Source organism: Qipengyuania sp. (assembly GCF_043423005.1).
In the GTDB taxonomy this organism is placed as follows: Bacteria; Pseudomonadota; Alphaproteobacteria; order Sphingomonadales; family Sphingomonadaceae; genus Qipengyuania.
The window spans coordinates 92,233-106,279 of record NZ_JBHWMI010000004.1 but is presented as its reverse complement, the minus strand read 5'-3'; the positions used below and the strand labels follow the sequence as shown (position 1 = coordinate 106,279).

General features: G+C 66.2%; 19 protein-coding genes and 1 tRNA gene. 6 read left to right on the top strand and 14 right to left on the bottom strand.

Annotation, left to right across the window (positions count from 1 at the left end; genetic code table 11):
* Nucleotides 1-77: 77 nt before the first annotated feature.
* The gene (gene rplS, locus ACHFFA_RS00840; RefSeq protein ID WP_394268938.1) at nucleotides 78-446 is read right to left on the bottom strand and encodes a 50S ribosomal protein L19; all 369 of its coding nucleotides are present in this window, start codon (nucleotides 444-446) and stop codon (nucleotides 78-80) included.
* Nucleotides 443-1,183, bottom strand: a complete 741-nt coding sequence (gene trmD / locus ACHFFA_RS00835) for a tRNA (guanosine(37)-N1)-methyltransferase TrmD (protein ID WP_394268937.1) — start codon at nucleotides 1,181-1,183, stop codon at nucleotides 443-445. The genes rplS and trmD overlap by 4 nt, the downstream gene beginning before the upstream one ends.
* A 56-nt stretch (nucleotides 1,184-1,239) precedes the next feature.
* On the opposite strand from trmD, the gene ACHFFA_RS00830 reads away from it, so the two are divergent.
* Nucleotides 1,240-2,160, top strand: a complete 921-nt coding sequence (locus ACHFFA_RS00830; RefSeq protein ID WP_394268936.1) for an NAD(P)/FAD-dependent oxidoreductase — start codon at nucleotides 1,240-1,242, stop codon at nucleotides 2,158-2,160.
* Here the strand turns inward: ACHFFA_RS00830 and rimM are convergent.
* The 5 genes from rimM to ACHFFA_RS00805 form a co-directional block, all read right to left on the bottom strand.
* Nucleotides 2,157-2,642 carry a ribosome maturation factor RimM gene (gene rimM / locus ACHFFA_RS00825; protein ID WP_394268935.1) on the bottom strand — a complete coding sequence of 162 codons (486 nt, stop codon included), beginning with the start codon at nucleotides 2,640-2,642 and terminating at the stop codon, nucleotides 2,157-2,159. The two genes, ACHFFA_RS00830 and rimM, sit on opposite strands and share 4 nt — an antisense overlap.
* A 9-nt stretch (nucleotides 2,643-2,651) precedes the next feature.
* The gene (gene rpsP / locus ACHFFA_RS00820) at nucleotides 2,652-3,152 is read right to left on the bottom strand and encodes a 30S ribosomal protein S16 (RefSeq protein ID WP_394268934.1); all 501 of its coding nucleotides are present in this window, start codon (nucleotides 3,150-3,152) and stop codon (nucleotides 2,652-2,654) included.
* An 86-nt stretch (nucleotides 3,153-3,238) separates the two neighbouring features.
* Complete coding sequence (ffh, locus tag ACHFFA_RS00815; protein ID WP_394268933.1) at nucleotides 3,239-4,666, bottom strand: signal recognition particle protein; 1,428 nt, start codon at nucleotides 4,664-4,666, stop codon at nucleotides 3,239-3,241.
* Nucleotides 4,667-4,988: 322 nt separating this feature from the next.
* Nucleotides 4,989-5,064: transfer RNA gene (locus tag ACHFFA_RS00810), tRNA-Ala, on the bottom strand.
* Between the two features lie 91 nt (nucleotides 5,065-5,155).
* Nucleotides 5,156-5,485: a TIGR02300 family protein gene (locus ACHFFA_RS00805; RefSeq protein ID WP_394268932.1), complete on the bottom strand. Its 330-nt coding sequence runs from the start codon at nucleotides 5,483-5,485 to the stop codon at nucleotides 5,156-5,158.
* Between the two features lie 196 nt (nucleotides 5,486-5,681).
* Between ACHFFA_RS00805 and aroA the strand changes: the two genes are divergently transcribed.
* The 5 genes from aroA to gloB all read left to right on the top strand — a co-directional run bounded on the left by aroA (nucleotide 5,682) and on the right by gloB (nucleotide 10,700).
* Nucleotides 5,682-7,004, top strand: coding sequence for a 3-phosphoshikimate 1-carboxyvinyltransferase (gene aroA / locus ACHFFA_RS00800; protein ID WP_394268964.1), 1,323 nt, complete (start codon nucleotides 5,682-5,684; stop codon nucleotides 7,002-7,004).
* Nucleotides 7,001-7,255 carry a permease gene (locus ACHFFA_RS00795; protein ID WP_394268931.1) on the top strand — a complete coding sequence of 85 codons (255 nt, stop codon included), beginning with the start codon at nucleotides 7,001-7,003 and terminating at the stop codon, nucleotides 7,253-7,255. The genes aroA and ACHFFA_RS00795 overlap by 4 nt, the downstream gene beginning before the upstream one ends.
* Entirely contained in the window at nucleotides 7,252-7,887 is a 636-nt protein-coding gene (locus ACHFFA_RS00790; protein ID WP_394268930.1) for a (d)CMP kinase, read from the top strand. The genes ACHFFA_RS00795 and ACHFFA_RS00790 overlap by 4 nt, the downstream gene beginning before the upstream one ends.
* Nucleotides 7,888-8,107: 220 nt before the next feature.
* The gene (rpsA, locus tag ACHFFA_RS00785; RefSeq protein ID WP_394268929.1) at nucleotides 8,108-9,811 is read left to right on the top strand and encodes a 30S ribosomal protein S1; all 1,704 of its coding nucleotides are present in this window, start codon (nucleotides 8,108-8,110) and stop codon (nucleotides 9,809-9,811) included.
* Nucleotides 9,812-9,944: 133 nt separating this feature from the next.
* On the top strand, nucleotides 9,945-10,700 hold the full coding sequence (gloB, locus tag ACHFFA_RS00780) for a hydroxyacylglutathione hydrolase (protein WP_394268928.1): 756 nt from the start codon (nucleotides 9,945-9,947) through the stop codon (nucleotides 10,698-10,700).
* A gap of 55 nt (nucleotides 10,701-10,755) precedes the next feature.
* On the opposite strand, the gene ACHFFA_RS00775 is transcribed toward gloB, so the two are convergent.
* From ACHFFA_RS00775 to ACHFFA_RS00745, 7 genes are all read right to left on the bottom strand, one after another.
* Nucleotides 10,756-11,331: a hypothetical protein gene (locus tag ACHFFA_RS00775; protein WP_394268927.1), complete on the bottom strand. Its 576-nt coding sequence runs from the start codon at nucleotides 11,329-11,331 to the stop codon at nucleotides 10,756-10,758.
* A complete protein-coding gene (locus ACHFFA_RS00770; RefSeq protein ID WP_394268926.1) occupies nucleotides 11,324-11,818 on the bottom strand; it encodes an ATPase in 495 nt (164 codons plus the stop codon). Before ACHFFA_RS00770 ends, ACHFFA_RS00775 begins: the two co-directional genes overlap by 8 nt.
* Nucleotides 11,819-11,900: 82 nt before the next feature.
* Nucleotides 11,901-12,125: a F0F1 ATP synthase subunit C gene (locus ACHFFA_RS00765; RefSeq protein WP_394268925.1), complete on the bottom strand. Its 225-nt coding sequence runs from the start codon at nucleotides 12,123-12,125 to the stop codon at nucleotides 11,901-11,903.
* Nucleotides 12,126-12,161: 36 nt separating this feature from the next.
* Complete coding sequence (locus tag ACHFFA_RS00760) at nucleotides 12,162-12,947, bottom strand: F0F1 ATP synthase subunit A (RefSeq protein ID WP_394268924.1); 786 nt, start codon at nucleotides 12,945-12,947, stop codon at nucleotides 12,162-12,164.
* A gap of 56 nt (nucleotides 12,948-13,003) precedes the next feature.
* Nucleotides 13,004-13,324, bottom strand: coding sequence for an AtpZ/AtpI family protein (locus ACHFFA_RS00755; RefSeq protein ID WP_394268923.1), 321 nt, complete (start codon nucleotides 13,322-13,324; stop codon nucleotides 13,004-13,006).
* A gap of 149 nt (nucleotides 13,325-13,473) precedes the next feature.
* On the bottom strand, nucleotides 13,474-13,887 hold the full coding sequence (locus tag ACHFFA_RS00750) for a YdbL family protein (protein ID WP_394268922.1): 414 nt from the start codon (nucleotides 13,885-13,887) through the stop codon (nucleotides 13,474-13,476).
* Nucleotides 13,887-14,042: a YnbE family lipoprotein gene (locus ACHFFA_RS00745; protein ID WP_394268921.1), complete on the bottom strand. Its 156-nt coding sequence runs from the start codon at nucleotides 14,040-14,042 to the stop codon at nucleotides 13,887-13,889. The genes ACHFFA_RS00750 and ACHFFA_RS00745 overlap by 1 nt, the downstream gene beginning before the upstream one ends.
* Nucleotides 14,043-14,047: the final 5 nt, after the last annotated feature.

The window sequence follows — 14,047 nt, the reverse complement described above, 5'->3', positions numbered from 1 at the left end:
CGCCGATGCACGCCTGATGCAAGAAGGGCGGCGCCGCTTGCGCGGGGCCGCCCCTCGAATGCGGTCGAAAGCGCCGCTTATGCCTTGGGCGCGTTGTCGCGGCGTTCCGCGATGCGCGCGCGCTTGCCGGTGCGGCCGCGCAGGTAATAGAGCTTGGCCCGGCGCACGACACCCCGGCGCACCACCTCGATGCTGTCGACGATGGGCGAATACAGCGGGAAGACGCGCTCCACCCCTTCGCCGAAGCTCATCTTGCGGACGGTGAAGTTGCTGCCCATGCCGCGGTTGGAGCGAGCGATGACCACGCCTTCGAAGTTCTGCACACGCTCGCGATTGCCTTCGACGACCTTGACGCCGACGCGCACGGTATCGCCCGCGCGGAACGTGGGAATATCCTTGCCGAGATTTTCGATCGCTTCGGCTTCGAGCTGCTGGATCAGGTTCACTGGTCCGGTTCCTTCGTATCGTGCCGCGCGCCAGAGGCAGGCTGGTCCCGAACGTCCCTGTGACGTTCCCAAAGGTCCGGCCTGCGTAACCGTGTGTCGTCCTCGCTGCGCAGCTTGCGCCACGCCGCGATCTTCGCATGATCCCCCGATCGCAGCACTTCAGGGATCGTGCGCCCTTCCCATTCGAATGGTCGGGTATACTGCGGATATTCGAGCAAACCGTCCTCGAACGATTCCTCGACCCCGCTGTCGGGCGCGCCCATTACGCCGGGGACGAGCCGAATGCAAGCGTCGAGGATGGCCAGCGCCGCCGGCTCGCCGCCCGACAGCACGATATCCGCAAGGCTGACCTGTTCGATCTCGGGATGGGCGTCGAACAGCCGTTCGTCGAAGCCTTCGAACCGGCCGCACAGGATGATCACGCCCGGGCCTGCCGCAAGCTCGCGGATGCGGGCCTGGGCGATCGGGCGGCCGCGCGGGGTCATGGCAAGGATCGGCCGCCCATCCGCCACGTGGCGGACCGCCGCGGCCATGATATCGGCCTTGAGCACCATCCCCGCCCCGCCCCCCGCCGGCGTATCGTCGACCGTGCGATGACGGTCCGGAGCGAAATCCCGCAGCTGCACCGCGTTGCAGGACCAGTCCCCGCGAGCGAGCGAGCGCCCGGCAAGCGACACGCCTAGCGGGCCGGGAAACATCTCGGGATACAAGGTCAGCACGGTGGCGGCAAAGGTCATCGCCGTGCGCCTAGCGGCCGCCGCAACGCTTTGCCATCCTGCGCGTTCAGCCAGCCATGAACGACGCACCAGACGATTGCATCATCATCGGCGCCGGGCCGGCCGGCCTGACCGCGGCGATCTATCTTGCCCGCTATCACCTCGGCATCCGCATGTTCGATTGCGGTTCGAGCCGCGCCAGCTGGATCCCCACCAGCCACAACCACGCCGGCTTTCCCGACGGCATCAACGGCAACGAGCTGCTCGACCGGATGCGCCGGCAGGCGGCCAAATACGGCGCGTGGCGCGAACCGCGCCGGGTCAGCGGGCTGAGCAAGGACGGCGACCTGTTCCTCGTCACCTGCGATGACGAGACCTATCGCGCGCGCACCGTCCTCCTCGCCACCGGAGTGGTCAACAACCGGCCCGAGGGGATCGACGAACAATTGCACGACGAGGCGCTGTCGCGCGGCCTGATCCGCTATTGCCCGGTGTGCGACGGCTACGAGGTGACCGACAAGCGCGTGGGTGTGATCGGGACCGGCGATCATGGCATGAAGGAGGCGCTGTTCATCCGCGGCTTCACCAGGGACGTCACGCTGATCTCGCCCCACGGGGACCACGAGCTCGACCCCTCGTGCTCGGCCGCGCTCGACGAGGCCGGCATTGGGCGCATTGCCGGGCCGTGCGGCGAGTTCGCGATCGAGGGCGAGCAGATCGGCGTCGACACAGCCGAAGGGAGGATGACCTTCGATTCCATCTATCCCGCGCTCGGTTCGGTGATCCGCTCGGGGCTGGCGAAGGCCTGCGGGGCGGACGTGACCGACGAGGGGTGCCTGACGGTCGACGATCATCTGGAAACCAGCGTGCCGGGGCTGTTCGCCGCCGGCGACGTGGTGGTCGGCCTCGACCAGATCAGCCACGCGATGGGCCAGGCAGGCGTTGCGGCGACAGCGATCCGCAACCGGCTCGCCGAGGAACACCCGCTGCGGCGTTAGTCGACGAAGGCGGCGCTTACGATCAGCCGCTCGGCATTCCATTCCGGCACCGCCTGTTCGGTCAGCGGGACCATGAAGCGCTTGCCGTCGGGCTTCTCGATCTCGACGATGTCCGTCGCCCCGAAGTTCTCGACCGCGCAGACCGTTCCGACGGGCTCACCCGCCTCGGTGACGACGGCGAGGCCGAGCAGATCGGAGTGGTAGAACTCACCCTCGTCCAGGGCGGGCAGGCTGCCGCGGGCGACGGTCAGGACCGTGCCCCGCAGCGCCTCGGCAGAGGTGCGGTCCGGGATTTCGGCGAAGCGGGCGATCGCGCCGCCCTTGCTGTCGCTCTTCAGCCCGACAAGGGTCAGCGTGCCATCATTGAACGTCCGGTGGGCACGCAAGGCGTCCACACCGTTGCCGAACAATTTCAGGCGGACCTCGCCCGTCACCCCGTGCGCGCCACTGACTGCGGCAAGAGTGACGGGCTTATCCTGCATCGCGCCGGCTTACTCGGCCGAAGCCGCAGCTTCGTCCGCGGTTTCCGCGTTTTCCACCGCAGCACCCTCGTCGGCGGTATCGGTCGCGGGGGTATCCGCCGCTTCGCCTTCGCTAGGAGCGGCATCGGCGCTGGCGGCTTCGGCCTGTGCAGCCTTGGCGGCTTCTTCGGCCTCGGCAGCCTTGGCGGCCTTCTCTTCGGCGCGTTCCTTGGCAGCGTCGCCCGGCTCGCCCTTCTTGGGGTTGTTGCGCGCCGCACGTTCGCGGATGCCGGCATTGTCGAGGAAGCGAGCCACGCGGTCCGACGGCTGCGCGCCGACCGAAAGCCAGTGACGCGCGCGATCCTCGTTCAGCTGCACGCGCTTCTCGTCATCCTTGGCGAGCAGCGGATTGTAGGTGCCGATCTGTTCGAGATACTTGCCGTCACGCGGGCTGCGGCTGTCGGCCGCGACGATGCGATAATAGGGGCGCTTCTTGGCGCCGCCGCGCGAAAGACGAAGTGCAATTGCCATGATATCTAACCTTTCCGATGTAAGTGTCTGGATTATTTCTTTGTCAGCATGTCGCGCAGATCGGGCGGCAGGGTGTCGGGATCGACCTAGGGACCCTTCCCTCCGCCCAGGCCAGGCAGCCCGCCCGGCCCGCCGAGCCCCGGCATGGCGGCACCCAGACCGCCCTTGCCGAACAGCGCACCCAGGCCCTTGAGCCCGCCCATCTTCTTGATCTGCTTCATGGCCTTGGCCATTTCCTGGTGCATCTTAAGCAGCTTGTTGACGTCCTGCACCTCGGTGCCGGAACCCGCCGCGATGCGCTTCTTGCGCTTGGCGTTGAGGAGTTGGGGGCGCTTACGCTCCTTGGCGGTCATCGAGCCGATGATCGCATCCATGTGGATCAGCAGCTTGTCGTCCATCCCGCTCTCGGCCATCGCCGCCTTGGCCTTTTTCATGCCGGGCAGCATCCCCGCCAGAGCGCCCAGCCCGCCCATGCTGCGCATCTGGTTAAGCTGCATGCGCAGGTCGTCGAGGTCGAACTCGCCCTTGGCCATCTTGCGGGCAAGCGCCTCGACCTCTTCTTCCTTGATGCTGGCGGCGGCCCGTTCGACCAGGCTGACCACATCCCCCATGCCGAGGATGCGGCCTGCCACCCGCTTTGGATCGAACACCTCAAGCGCGTCGAGCTTCTCACCCGTGCCGGCGAACTTGATCGGCTTGCCGGTAACATAACGCATCGACAGCGCCGCGCCGCCGCGGGCATCGCCGTCCATCCGGGTCAGCACCACGCCGGTGAGCGGTACCTCGCCGGTAAAGCTCTGCGCGACGTTGACCGCGTCCTGCCCGGTCAGGCTGTCGACCACCAGCAGCACCTCGGTCGGCGCGGAAACGCTGGCGATGGCCTTCATCTCGGCCATCAGCGCCTCGTCGACATGAAGGCGGCCGGCGGTATCGAGCAGCAGCACATCGGCCGCCTGCAGGCGCGCCGCCTCCATCGCGCGGCGGGCGATGTCGACCGGCTGCTGACCGGCGATTACCGGCAAGGTGGCAACCCCGGTCTGCTCGCCCAGCACGGCCAGCTGCTCCTGCGCCGCCGGACGATTGACGTCGAGCGAGGCCATCAGCGCCTTCTTGCCCTGCTTCTCGCGCAGCATCCGCCCGAGCTTGGCCGTGGTCGTCGTCTTGCCCGAGCCTTGAAGGCCGACCATCATGATGACCACCGGCGGGCGGGCATTGAGGTTCAGCCCTTCGATCGGCGCATCGGGATCGTCCCCGGCAAGCATGACGACCAGTTCGTCATTGACGATCTTGACCACCTGCTGCCCCGGCGTGACCGAGCGCAGCACGTCCTGGCCGACGGCCTTTTCGGTGACCGCGTCGATGAAGCGGCGGACCACCGGCAGCGCCACGTCTGCCTCGAGCAGCGCGATCCGCACCTCGCGCATGGCTTCGCGCACGTCGGTTTCCGACAGCGCGCCGCGACCCTTGAGGCGGTCGAAGACATTGCCGAGCCGGTCGGACAGATTGTCGAACATCGCCTGCACTCCTTCCGCCGATCGGACGACCGGCCAAACGCGAAAAACGCCGGCGGACGAAACCTCGTCAGCCAGCGCGGGGCAGCGCCCCTATGGTCCCAAACTATCGCCCGGGTGTGGTGGAAGCAGACCGAAGCCGTCGCCCCGGCCTGCTACCATCGCACCCTGGCCAAAGGATTTTGCCGGATGCCGGTTCGTGCGGATGGCGAAAATGGTGGGACCGGAGAACCGGCGCGCAGCGACCTTCAGGTCGTGAGCACCGGAAGCGGACGGACCCGCCATTTGCAGCCCCGCACGGGCTGGCAGGCGGTAAAATCCGGAATGGTGGAGCCTAGCGGGATCGAACCGCTGACCTCTACAATGCCATTGTAGCGCTCTCCCAGCTGAGCTAAGGCCCCGAGCCATTTCCAGTCAGGCGCACCCTGGGAGGCGCGCCGTCTTTGTGGAGGCGCCGTTTATGCAGGCGCGCTCCGCAAGGCAAGCCAAAAATCAGCTGTCATCGCTTTCGTCGTCGTCGCCCTTGGACTTGGTCTCGACCCCCAGATCGTCGTCCCCGCCAAGGTCGACCTCGTTGTCGGGCGAATCATCGTCCTCGTCGATGTCTTCCAGCTCATCGTCCGCCAGATCGCTATCGGGATCGACGTCCTTTTCCTTCTTCTCTTCCTCGAACGGGATCGGCTGCTTCGACTTGAGCACCGGTTCGGGGTACCACTTCTCGTCGCATTCGATGCAGGTGACGGGTTCGTCCTTCGTCAGATCGTAGAAACGCGTGCCGCATTTCGGGCAGGTCCGCTTCGAACCCCATTCCGGCTTGACCATTGCAAATCCTTGAGCGTTGCGGCCCTGCCGCGAGACCCGGCAGGGCAGTATCCGATTATCGTAATGATGGGTTCCCCGCACCGGGGAATCAACAGCGCGGCGCGCCTTGCCAGATGGTATAGCCACTGTCAAAGACGCCGCGCCCCACCCCTGTCCGCCGAGTGTGAAGAGAACCTTGCTGACCCCTCACCGCTTCATGCCTGCCGGCCCGTTGACGGGGCGTATCCGGGTGCCGGGGGACAAGTCGATCAGCCACCGCGCGCTGATGCTGGCAGGGCTTGCCGTCGGTCGCAGCCGGATCAGCGGCCTGCTCGAGGGCGAGGATGTGCTCACCACCGCCACGGCGATGCGCGCGCTGGGGGCAACTGTCGAACGCGATGGCGCCGACTGGATCGTCGACGGAATTGGCGTCGGCACCCTGCTGCAACCGGACGCTGCGCTCGACATGGGCAATTCGGGCACGTCGGCGCGGCTCCTGATGGGCATCATCGCCAGCCACGGGATCACCGCAGCGTTGACCGGCGACGCCAGCCTCTCGCGCCGTCCGATGGCGCGGGTGATCGAGCCGCTGGGATTGATGGGCGCGCACTTCACACCCTCGCCCGGGGGCACGCTGCCGCTGATGATCGAGGGGCTGCAACCGGCCGTGCCGCTCACCTATCGCCTTCCGGTGCCCAGCGCGCAGGTCAAGAGCGCCATTCTTCTCGCCGCGCTCAACACGCCGGGAACCACTACCGTGATCGAGCCGGTGGCCACCCGCGACCATACCGAACGCATGCTGCGCGCCTTCGGGGTCGCGGTCGATGCGGAAACCGTCGATGTCGAGATGCACCTCTCGCTGACCGGGCCGGCCGACCTGTCACCGTGCGACATCACGGTGCCCGGCGACCCCTCGGCCGCTGCCTTCTTCGCCGTCGCCGCAACCATTGTCCCGGGCAGTGACCTGGTGATCGAGAACGTCGGCCTCAATCCGGGGCGCAGCGGTCTTTACCGGGTTCTGGACGAGATGGGGGCTGCGATCGATCTGCAAGACCGGCGGGAAATCGGCGGAGAACCGGTGGCCGATCTGCAAGTGCGGCACGCCCCGCTCCGGGGGGTTACGATCGATCCCGCGATCGTGCCCTCGATGATCGACGAGTTTCCCGCCCTTTTCGTGGCCGCCGCCTTTGCGACCGGCACGACCATCACCAGCGGGCTGGACGAATTGCGAGTGAAGGAGAGTGACCGGCTCGGCACCATGGCGCAAGCCTTGCGGGCGATCGGCGCGCGGGTCGGGGAGCATGCCGACGGGCTGGCGATCGAGGGCAGCGGCGGCAGGCCCCTTGCAGGTGGCGGACCAATCGAGGTGCGGCACGATCACCGGATCGCGATGAGCATGGCCGTCGCCGCCTGCGCCAGCGAGGCCGGGATCGAGGTGGACGACATATCCTGCATCGCGACCAGCTTTCCCGGCTTTGCCGCGCTGCTTGACCGGGCGACCGGAGAGCCGCCCCCCTCGCCCTCCGGGACAACTTCATGACGCTCGATATCTATTCGTTGATCGGCTTCGTTGGCACGGCCTGCATCATTGCAGCCTACGCCTACCTGACCTTTGCCGCACGCCCCAATCCGTATGTCCTGCACGGCACCAATCTCGCCGGGGCGGCCCTGCTGACGATTTCGCTGCTGGTGCATACCAACTGGCCGAGCCTGGTGCTCGAAGGGTTCTGGGCCGCGATCGCGATCTTCGGCCTGATCAAGGCCGCCCGCACGCGGATGACGCCGCCATGATCATTGCCGTGGACGGGCCCACCGCATCGGGCAAGGGCACGATCGCCAAAGGACTGGCGCTGCATTTCGGCCTGCCGCATCTCGATACCGGGCTTCTCTATCGTGCCGTGGGCCGGCAGGTGCAGTTGAACGGGGGCGACCCCGATCAGTCCGTTGATGCGCTGGCCGCGACCGGGTTTGCCGAAAGCCTGCTTGCCGATCCCGAACTGCGCAGCGAGGAGACCGGTGGGCTCGCCAGCCGGGTTTCGATCCATCCCGCCGTGCGCGAGGCGCTGTACGAACGGCAGCGGCGGTTCGCGATGCAACCGGGCGGGGCCGTTCTCGACGGGCGCGATATCGGGACGGTCATCGCCCCGGAAGCCGAGGTCAAGCTGTTCGTCACCGCCAGCGTCGAGGCCCGGGCTCGCCGCCGCTACCTCGAAATGCGCGATCTGGGCCGCGCGGTCACTCAGGCCGAGATCGAGGACGACCTGCGCCGCCGCGACCGGCGCGACACCACGCGGGCGACCGCCCCGCTGACGGCCGCCGCCGATGCCAGAGTCATCGATACCAGCAGCCTCGACCGGCACGAGGCTTTCGCCAGCGCGCTTGCGGCAGTCGAGGAAGCTTTGGACCGATCGCCCCCCGCCTGAGGCACGGGCGCAAATGCCTTGCCTTTTCGCGTAGTTTCCCCTAGGCGCGCGCGGTTCTCGCAATCCACAGGATGACAGGACCTTCGCGGCGGCATTCGGCCTCGCGGAGCAGTCGGCCCTCTTGCCCCGCTCCCCCTCGCAATGGTGCGTTGAGGCGGTGAAAGACCCCGGTAAAACCGGTGGCCGGTAGCAAAACGAACGAACAGGACTTCACATAGATATGGCAACCTCAGCCAATCCCACGCGCGATGATTTCGCCAGGATGCTCGACGAGCAGTTCGGCGGCGCGGATGACGGCGGCTTCGAAGGCCGCGTGGTCAAGGGCACCGTGACCTCGATCGAAAACGGCATGGCGCACATCGACGTCGGCCTGAAGAGCGAAGGCCGGATCGACCTCAAGGAATTCATGCGGGGCGAAGACGGCCACGGGCTCGAAGTGGGTTCGGAAGTCGAAGTCTTCGTCGATCGTATCGAGAACGCCGACGGCGAAGCCATGCTCAGCCGCGATCGCGCCCGCCGCGAGGCCGCGTGGGACAAGCTCGAAAGCGAATTCGGTGAAGGCAAGCGCGTTGAAGGCCGCATCTTTGGCCGGGTCAAGGGCGGCTTCACCGTCGACCTCGACGGGGCCGTCGCCTTCCTTCCCGGCAGCCAGGTGGACATCCGCCCGGTCCGCGATGTGGGCCCGCTGATGGACATGGCGCAGCCGTTCCAGATCCTCAAGATGGACCGCCGCCGCGGCAACATCGTCGTCTCGCGCCGCGCGGTGCTCGAGGAAACCCGCGCCGAACAGCGCAGCGAACTGATCGACCAGCTGACCGAAGGCCAGGTGATCGAAGGCGTGGTCAAGAACATCACCGACTACGGCGCCTTCGTCGACCTCGGCGGGATCGACGGCCTGCTCCATGTCACCGACATGAGCTACAAGCGCGTCAACCACCCCAGCGAGATGATCGAGATCGGCCAGACCGTGACCGTGCAGATCATTCGCATCAACGAGGATACCCAGCGCATCAGCCTCGGTATGAAGCAGCTGGAAAACGATCCGTGGGATGGCGTCTCGGCCAAGTACCCGGTCGGCATGAAGATGACCGGCACCGTCACCAACATCACCGAATACGGCGCCTTCGTGGAGCTGGAACCGGGGATCGAGGGCCTTGTCCACGTGTCGGAAATGAGCTGGACGAAGAAGAACGTCCATCCCGGCAAGATCGTCTCGACCAGCCAGGAAGTCGACGTCATGGTGCTCGAGGTGGATAGCGAGAAGCGCCGCATCAGCCTTGGTCTCAAGCAGGCCCAGCGCAATCCGTGGGAAGAATTCGCCGAAGCGCATCCGGTGGGTGCCAAGGTCGAAGGCGAAGTCAAGAACGCCACCGAGTTCGGCCTGTTCATCGGCCTGCCCGGCGACGTCGACGGCATGGTCCACATGTCGGACATCGCCTGGGGCATCTCGGGTGAGGATGCTCTGGCGCTGCACCGCAAGGGCGAGCAGGTCGAGGCCGTCGTGCTCGACGTGGACGTCGAGAAGGAGCGCATCAGCCTCGGCATGAAGCAGCTCGAGAAGGGCGCGCCGACCGAGGCAGGTGCCGCGGGCAGCCTGCGCAAGAACGAGGTCGTCACGGTCACCGTGCTCGAGGTTCGCGATGGCGGGCTCGAGGTTCAGGTCGGCGAAGACGGGGCGACCGGCTTCATCAAGCGCAGCGACCTTGGCCGCGACCGCGACGAGCAGCGTTCGGACCGGTTCCAGACCGGCCAGAAGGTCGATGCCATGGTAACCGGCTTCGATCGTTCGAAGAAGCCGACCTTCTCGATCAAGGCTCGTCAGATCGCGGAAGAGAAGGAAGCCGTGGCACAGTTCGGTTCGTCCGACTCGGGCGCGTCGCTGGGCGACATTCTCGGCGAAGCGCTCAAGAAGCGCGAGGACTGAGCATCGCGGCGGGGCGGGCTTCGCAGTCGGCCCCGGCACCGCTGATGGATTGAACGTTACACGGAAGGGGCCCGCCCGCTCGAAAGAGCCGGCGGGCCTTTTCTCTTGGCGCCCGGCGGCGTAACCTCGGCCCATGCTGCACGTTCATCAATTTCCCTGCCTGTCCGACAATTACGGATTCCTGCTCCACGATCCCACGAGCGGCGAGACTGCGGCGATCGATACGCCCGACGGCGGCGAATATCTCGCCCAGGCCGCAAGCCGGGGATGGCGCATCACCCAGATCTGGAACACGCACTGGCACCCGGATCATACCGGCGGCAACGCGGCCATCGTCGAGGCAACCGGGGCGAAGGTCGTCGCCCCGGCCGAAGTGCTGCGCGTATCGCCGATCGACGTGGCCGCCGCGCATGGGGATCGCGTAACGCTGGGCGGTGTCGTCGCCGACATCATCGATGTCTCGGGCCATACCAACGGGCACATCGCCTATCATCTGGCTAGTGAGGGGGTCGCCTTCGTCGGAGACAGCGTCTTCGCGCTTGGATGCGGCCGCATGTTCGAAGGCGAAGCCCGGCAATTCTGGGCCAGTCTCCAACGGATCAAGGCCTTGCCGCCGGAAACCAGACTGTATTGCGCCCACGAATACACCGCCGCGAACGCACGGTTTGCGCTGCATGCCGACCCCGGCAACGACGCACTTGTCGCCTATGCGCAGGACATTGCGGAGCTACGCGATAAGGGCGAGCCGACCGTGCCAACCACGCTCGCCCGCGAACTGGCGACCAACCCGTTCCTGCGGGCGGACGATCCGGCGACGATGGAGCGATGGGGCAGCGCCGATCCGTGGCAGGCCTTTGCCGCACTGCGTCAGGCAAAGGACGCGTTCTAGCCCAGGCCGTCAGGCGAACGGGGCAGAGTGCGACTCCCCCCGACCGCGCCGAGCCTCAAATGTCGGCGATGACCCGGTCGGCGTATGCGCGGTCCGCATCGGCGTTGTAATTGGCCGCGATAAGCTTGCGGCTGGCCGCCGCTGCGGCATTGGCGGCGCGGGTTCGGACCTCCTCAATCGCCTCGCGCTCGGCGGCGGCGATCTTGTCTTCGGCCATGCGCTGACGGCGGGCGATCATCGCGGTGCTGTCGCTTTCCGCCTTGGCGACGATGGCGTCGGCTTCGTGACGCGCGGTCGCCAGCATTGCGTCGGCATCGCTTTCGGCGGCCTTGATCTTGCCGGCATATTCCTCGCGCAGGGCCTCGGCCTCGGCGCGCAGCTGCTTTGCTTCGTCGAGCTGGTCTTTGATCGCCTGGATCTTCCCATCCAGTCCGCCGGCGATGGTCTTGTGGACCTTGGCGCCGAGAAAGGCGATGAGCAGGAGGAGGAGCATCGCGATCGACACCCACTGATAGGGTGCCAGGCCGAGAAGCTCGGGCTCGACATGGGTCGGCGCGCCGCCGTGACCTTCCTCGACGAGGACCTCGGCCGTATCGGTGGCGAAAACTTCGGGCTGCACCGCATTAGCCATGGACCAGCGCCTCCTTCACGGCCTGCTGGGCAAGCGGCCGGGGAATTTCGATATCGGCCAGCTTGGCGACGATCGCCTGTGCCGCCTCGGCAGCAACAGTTTCGAGTTCTGCAAGCGCCTCACGCCGGGCCGCCCCGATCCGCTCTTCCGCCGTATTGATTTCGCTGTCGAACTGCGCCTGCGCGCCCTTCAACCGCTGTTCGGCCTCGGCCGCGGCGCGTTCCTTGGCCTCGGCGACGAGTGCCTGCGCAGCTGCCCGGTTCTCGTTCTCGCGCACCCGCCATTCGGCTTCCTGCGCATCGGCAGCGTCCCGCGCGGCCTTGGCGGCTGCGAGATCCGCGCCGATCCGGCTTTCGCGATCTGCAACCGTCGCCATGATCCGGGGGACCATGCCGCGGCCCACGACAAGAAAGGTCAGGCCGAAAAAGACCAGCAACCAGAAGATCTGGCTGGAGAAGGTCTCGGACAATTGCGCAATCTGAGGCATCGAAACGCTCTTTCCTCGCTGGAGGAACCGGCCCGCGCGCCGCCTGTCTGATCCAGGCGGCGGCGAGCCGGACAAGTGCTGCTTACTGGAAGATCAGCAGGGCAGCGATAACGAACGCCAGCAGGCCGAGAAGTTCGGCGCCGGCGAAACCGATGAACAGACGGCCCTGCTGGGCATCGGCGGCACCCGGATTGCGCAGCGCGCCTTCGAGGAACTTGGCGAAAACGTTACCCACGCCGATCGAGGCGAGACCCGCACCGATGGCGGCGAAACCTGCTCCAAGCAGCTTTGCAGCTTCTGCGTCCATTACTAAACTCCTTGTCAAACAATAGGTTGATTTCAATCAGTGAAGATTTTCCGCGTCGTTGATATACAGCGACGTCAGGAGCGCGAAGACATAGGCCTGGATGCCCGCCACGAGGATTTCGAGCGCGCAGATGCCGATCATCAGGATCATGCTGGGAACGCCGATCCCGAGCGCAAACAAGGGCCCCGCATTGCCCCCGGAGATGACGAAGCTCGACAGCACTTCCAAAAGGACGTGCCCGGCCATCATCGCGACGAACAGACGCAGGCCGAGGCTGAAGGGGCGCACCATGAACGAGATGAACTCGATCGGCGCGATCACCGGGGCCATCCACCACGGCGTGCCATGGGGCAGGAACAGCGAGAAGAAGTGCAGCCCGTGCTTGAAGAAACCGACCGCCAGGACGATCGCGAAGCTCATGATCGCCAGCACGCCGGTGACGGTGAAATGGCTGGTGAAGGTGAACGGATGGATCCCCACGACCCCCAGCGGCAGCAGCCCGAGGAGGTTCGCGAACAGGATGAACATGAACAGCGAGAAGACGTAGGGCACGTACTTGCGCCCCGCCTTGCCGATGTTCGCCTCGAGCATCTGGTCGATGAAGCCGGTGAAGCTTTCCACCATCACCTGCCAGCGCCCCGGCACCAGCTGGCGACGCATGCCGCCCAGCATGAAGACGATCAGCACCAGAGTGGTGATGAGCATCCACAGCGCGCTGTTGGTGAAGGCGATGTTGTAGCCTGCGAGCTCCATGTTCTGCGAACCGGCGAGCGGTTCGATCGTGAACTGGAGCATCGGGTCGACTTTGGCCTCAGATGCCACGTCCGCTTGTGTCCCTAATCCGTTGTCGTTCCAGCCCGAACGCCCCCCGCGGGAAGCTATTCGCCGGGCCGCCTGCTAGCCGCGCGAAAGATGTTTCTGAAAGCGACGACGATTCCGAGGAACAGCCCCACCAACAGGCCCCATGGATTGGTATCGGTAAGATAGCCGATGGCATACCCGATCACCGCACCGCCAAGAACCCCTCCGAGGAGATCGGCGAGAACCCGGTTGCCGGCGCGATAATCCGCGTCGGCTTCGCTGGTTTTCGGCCGGTTGCGTTCGTCTTCGCGTTGCTGGGCGGCGGCAAGCCGCCGTTCCAACGCGTCGATCCGCGCATCCTCCTCGATTGGGTCCCGGGCGGGCTCGTCCTTGCTCATGCCATGCTCCTGCAAAAGGGACTGCGCGGCATGGGCACAGACTTGCCCGCCGAGGGCGCCGCCCCCTTAGAAGGGGCAACCTGACGAGTCAACACGGCCACGCCCCCGACGCGCGGGAAGCGGCCAGACCTCGTCCCGAAACGGACCTGTTACGGGCAGCGCGGATCGCGCAGGGGAGCCGCCGCCGTGCGCGTTTTCCACGTGCCGTCCGGTGCCTGGTACTTCTCCCCCGGTGCTGTCGCGAGGATCGCCTGGCACCCGGCGGTGAGCGCGTATTCCTCCAGCGTGGCGCGATTGGCCTGCGCACGCTGCGAATAGAGGGCCCGGCGCTTGATATTGATGGCGTTGACGAGGCGGCGCAGTTCCGGCGTTTCCTGGCCCACGATCCCGAGGTATCCGTCCATCTTCTCGCCCACCTGGCCGGCCGAGCGGGCGGCGGCGTAGGCCGGATCGCGTTGCTGCGCGAAGGCGGGCACCGCGCCCGTCGTCGCAATCGCGAATGCGGCGAGTGTGGCGGCGACGAGGCGGCGGGCGCTGCGCTGGGTCAGACTGGTCGTGTTCATCAGAATATGTCCGCGTTCTCTTCGATCGTGTTGCCGGCATCCTCTGCCAGCCGGTATATCACTTCCTGGCGAATGTTCACGTTGAGTTCGATCACGATCGGCTCTTCCGGCGCGTTCACGGTGACGCATCCGCCAAGAGCCAGTGCGATCGGCATCGCTC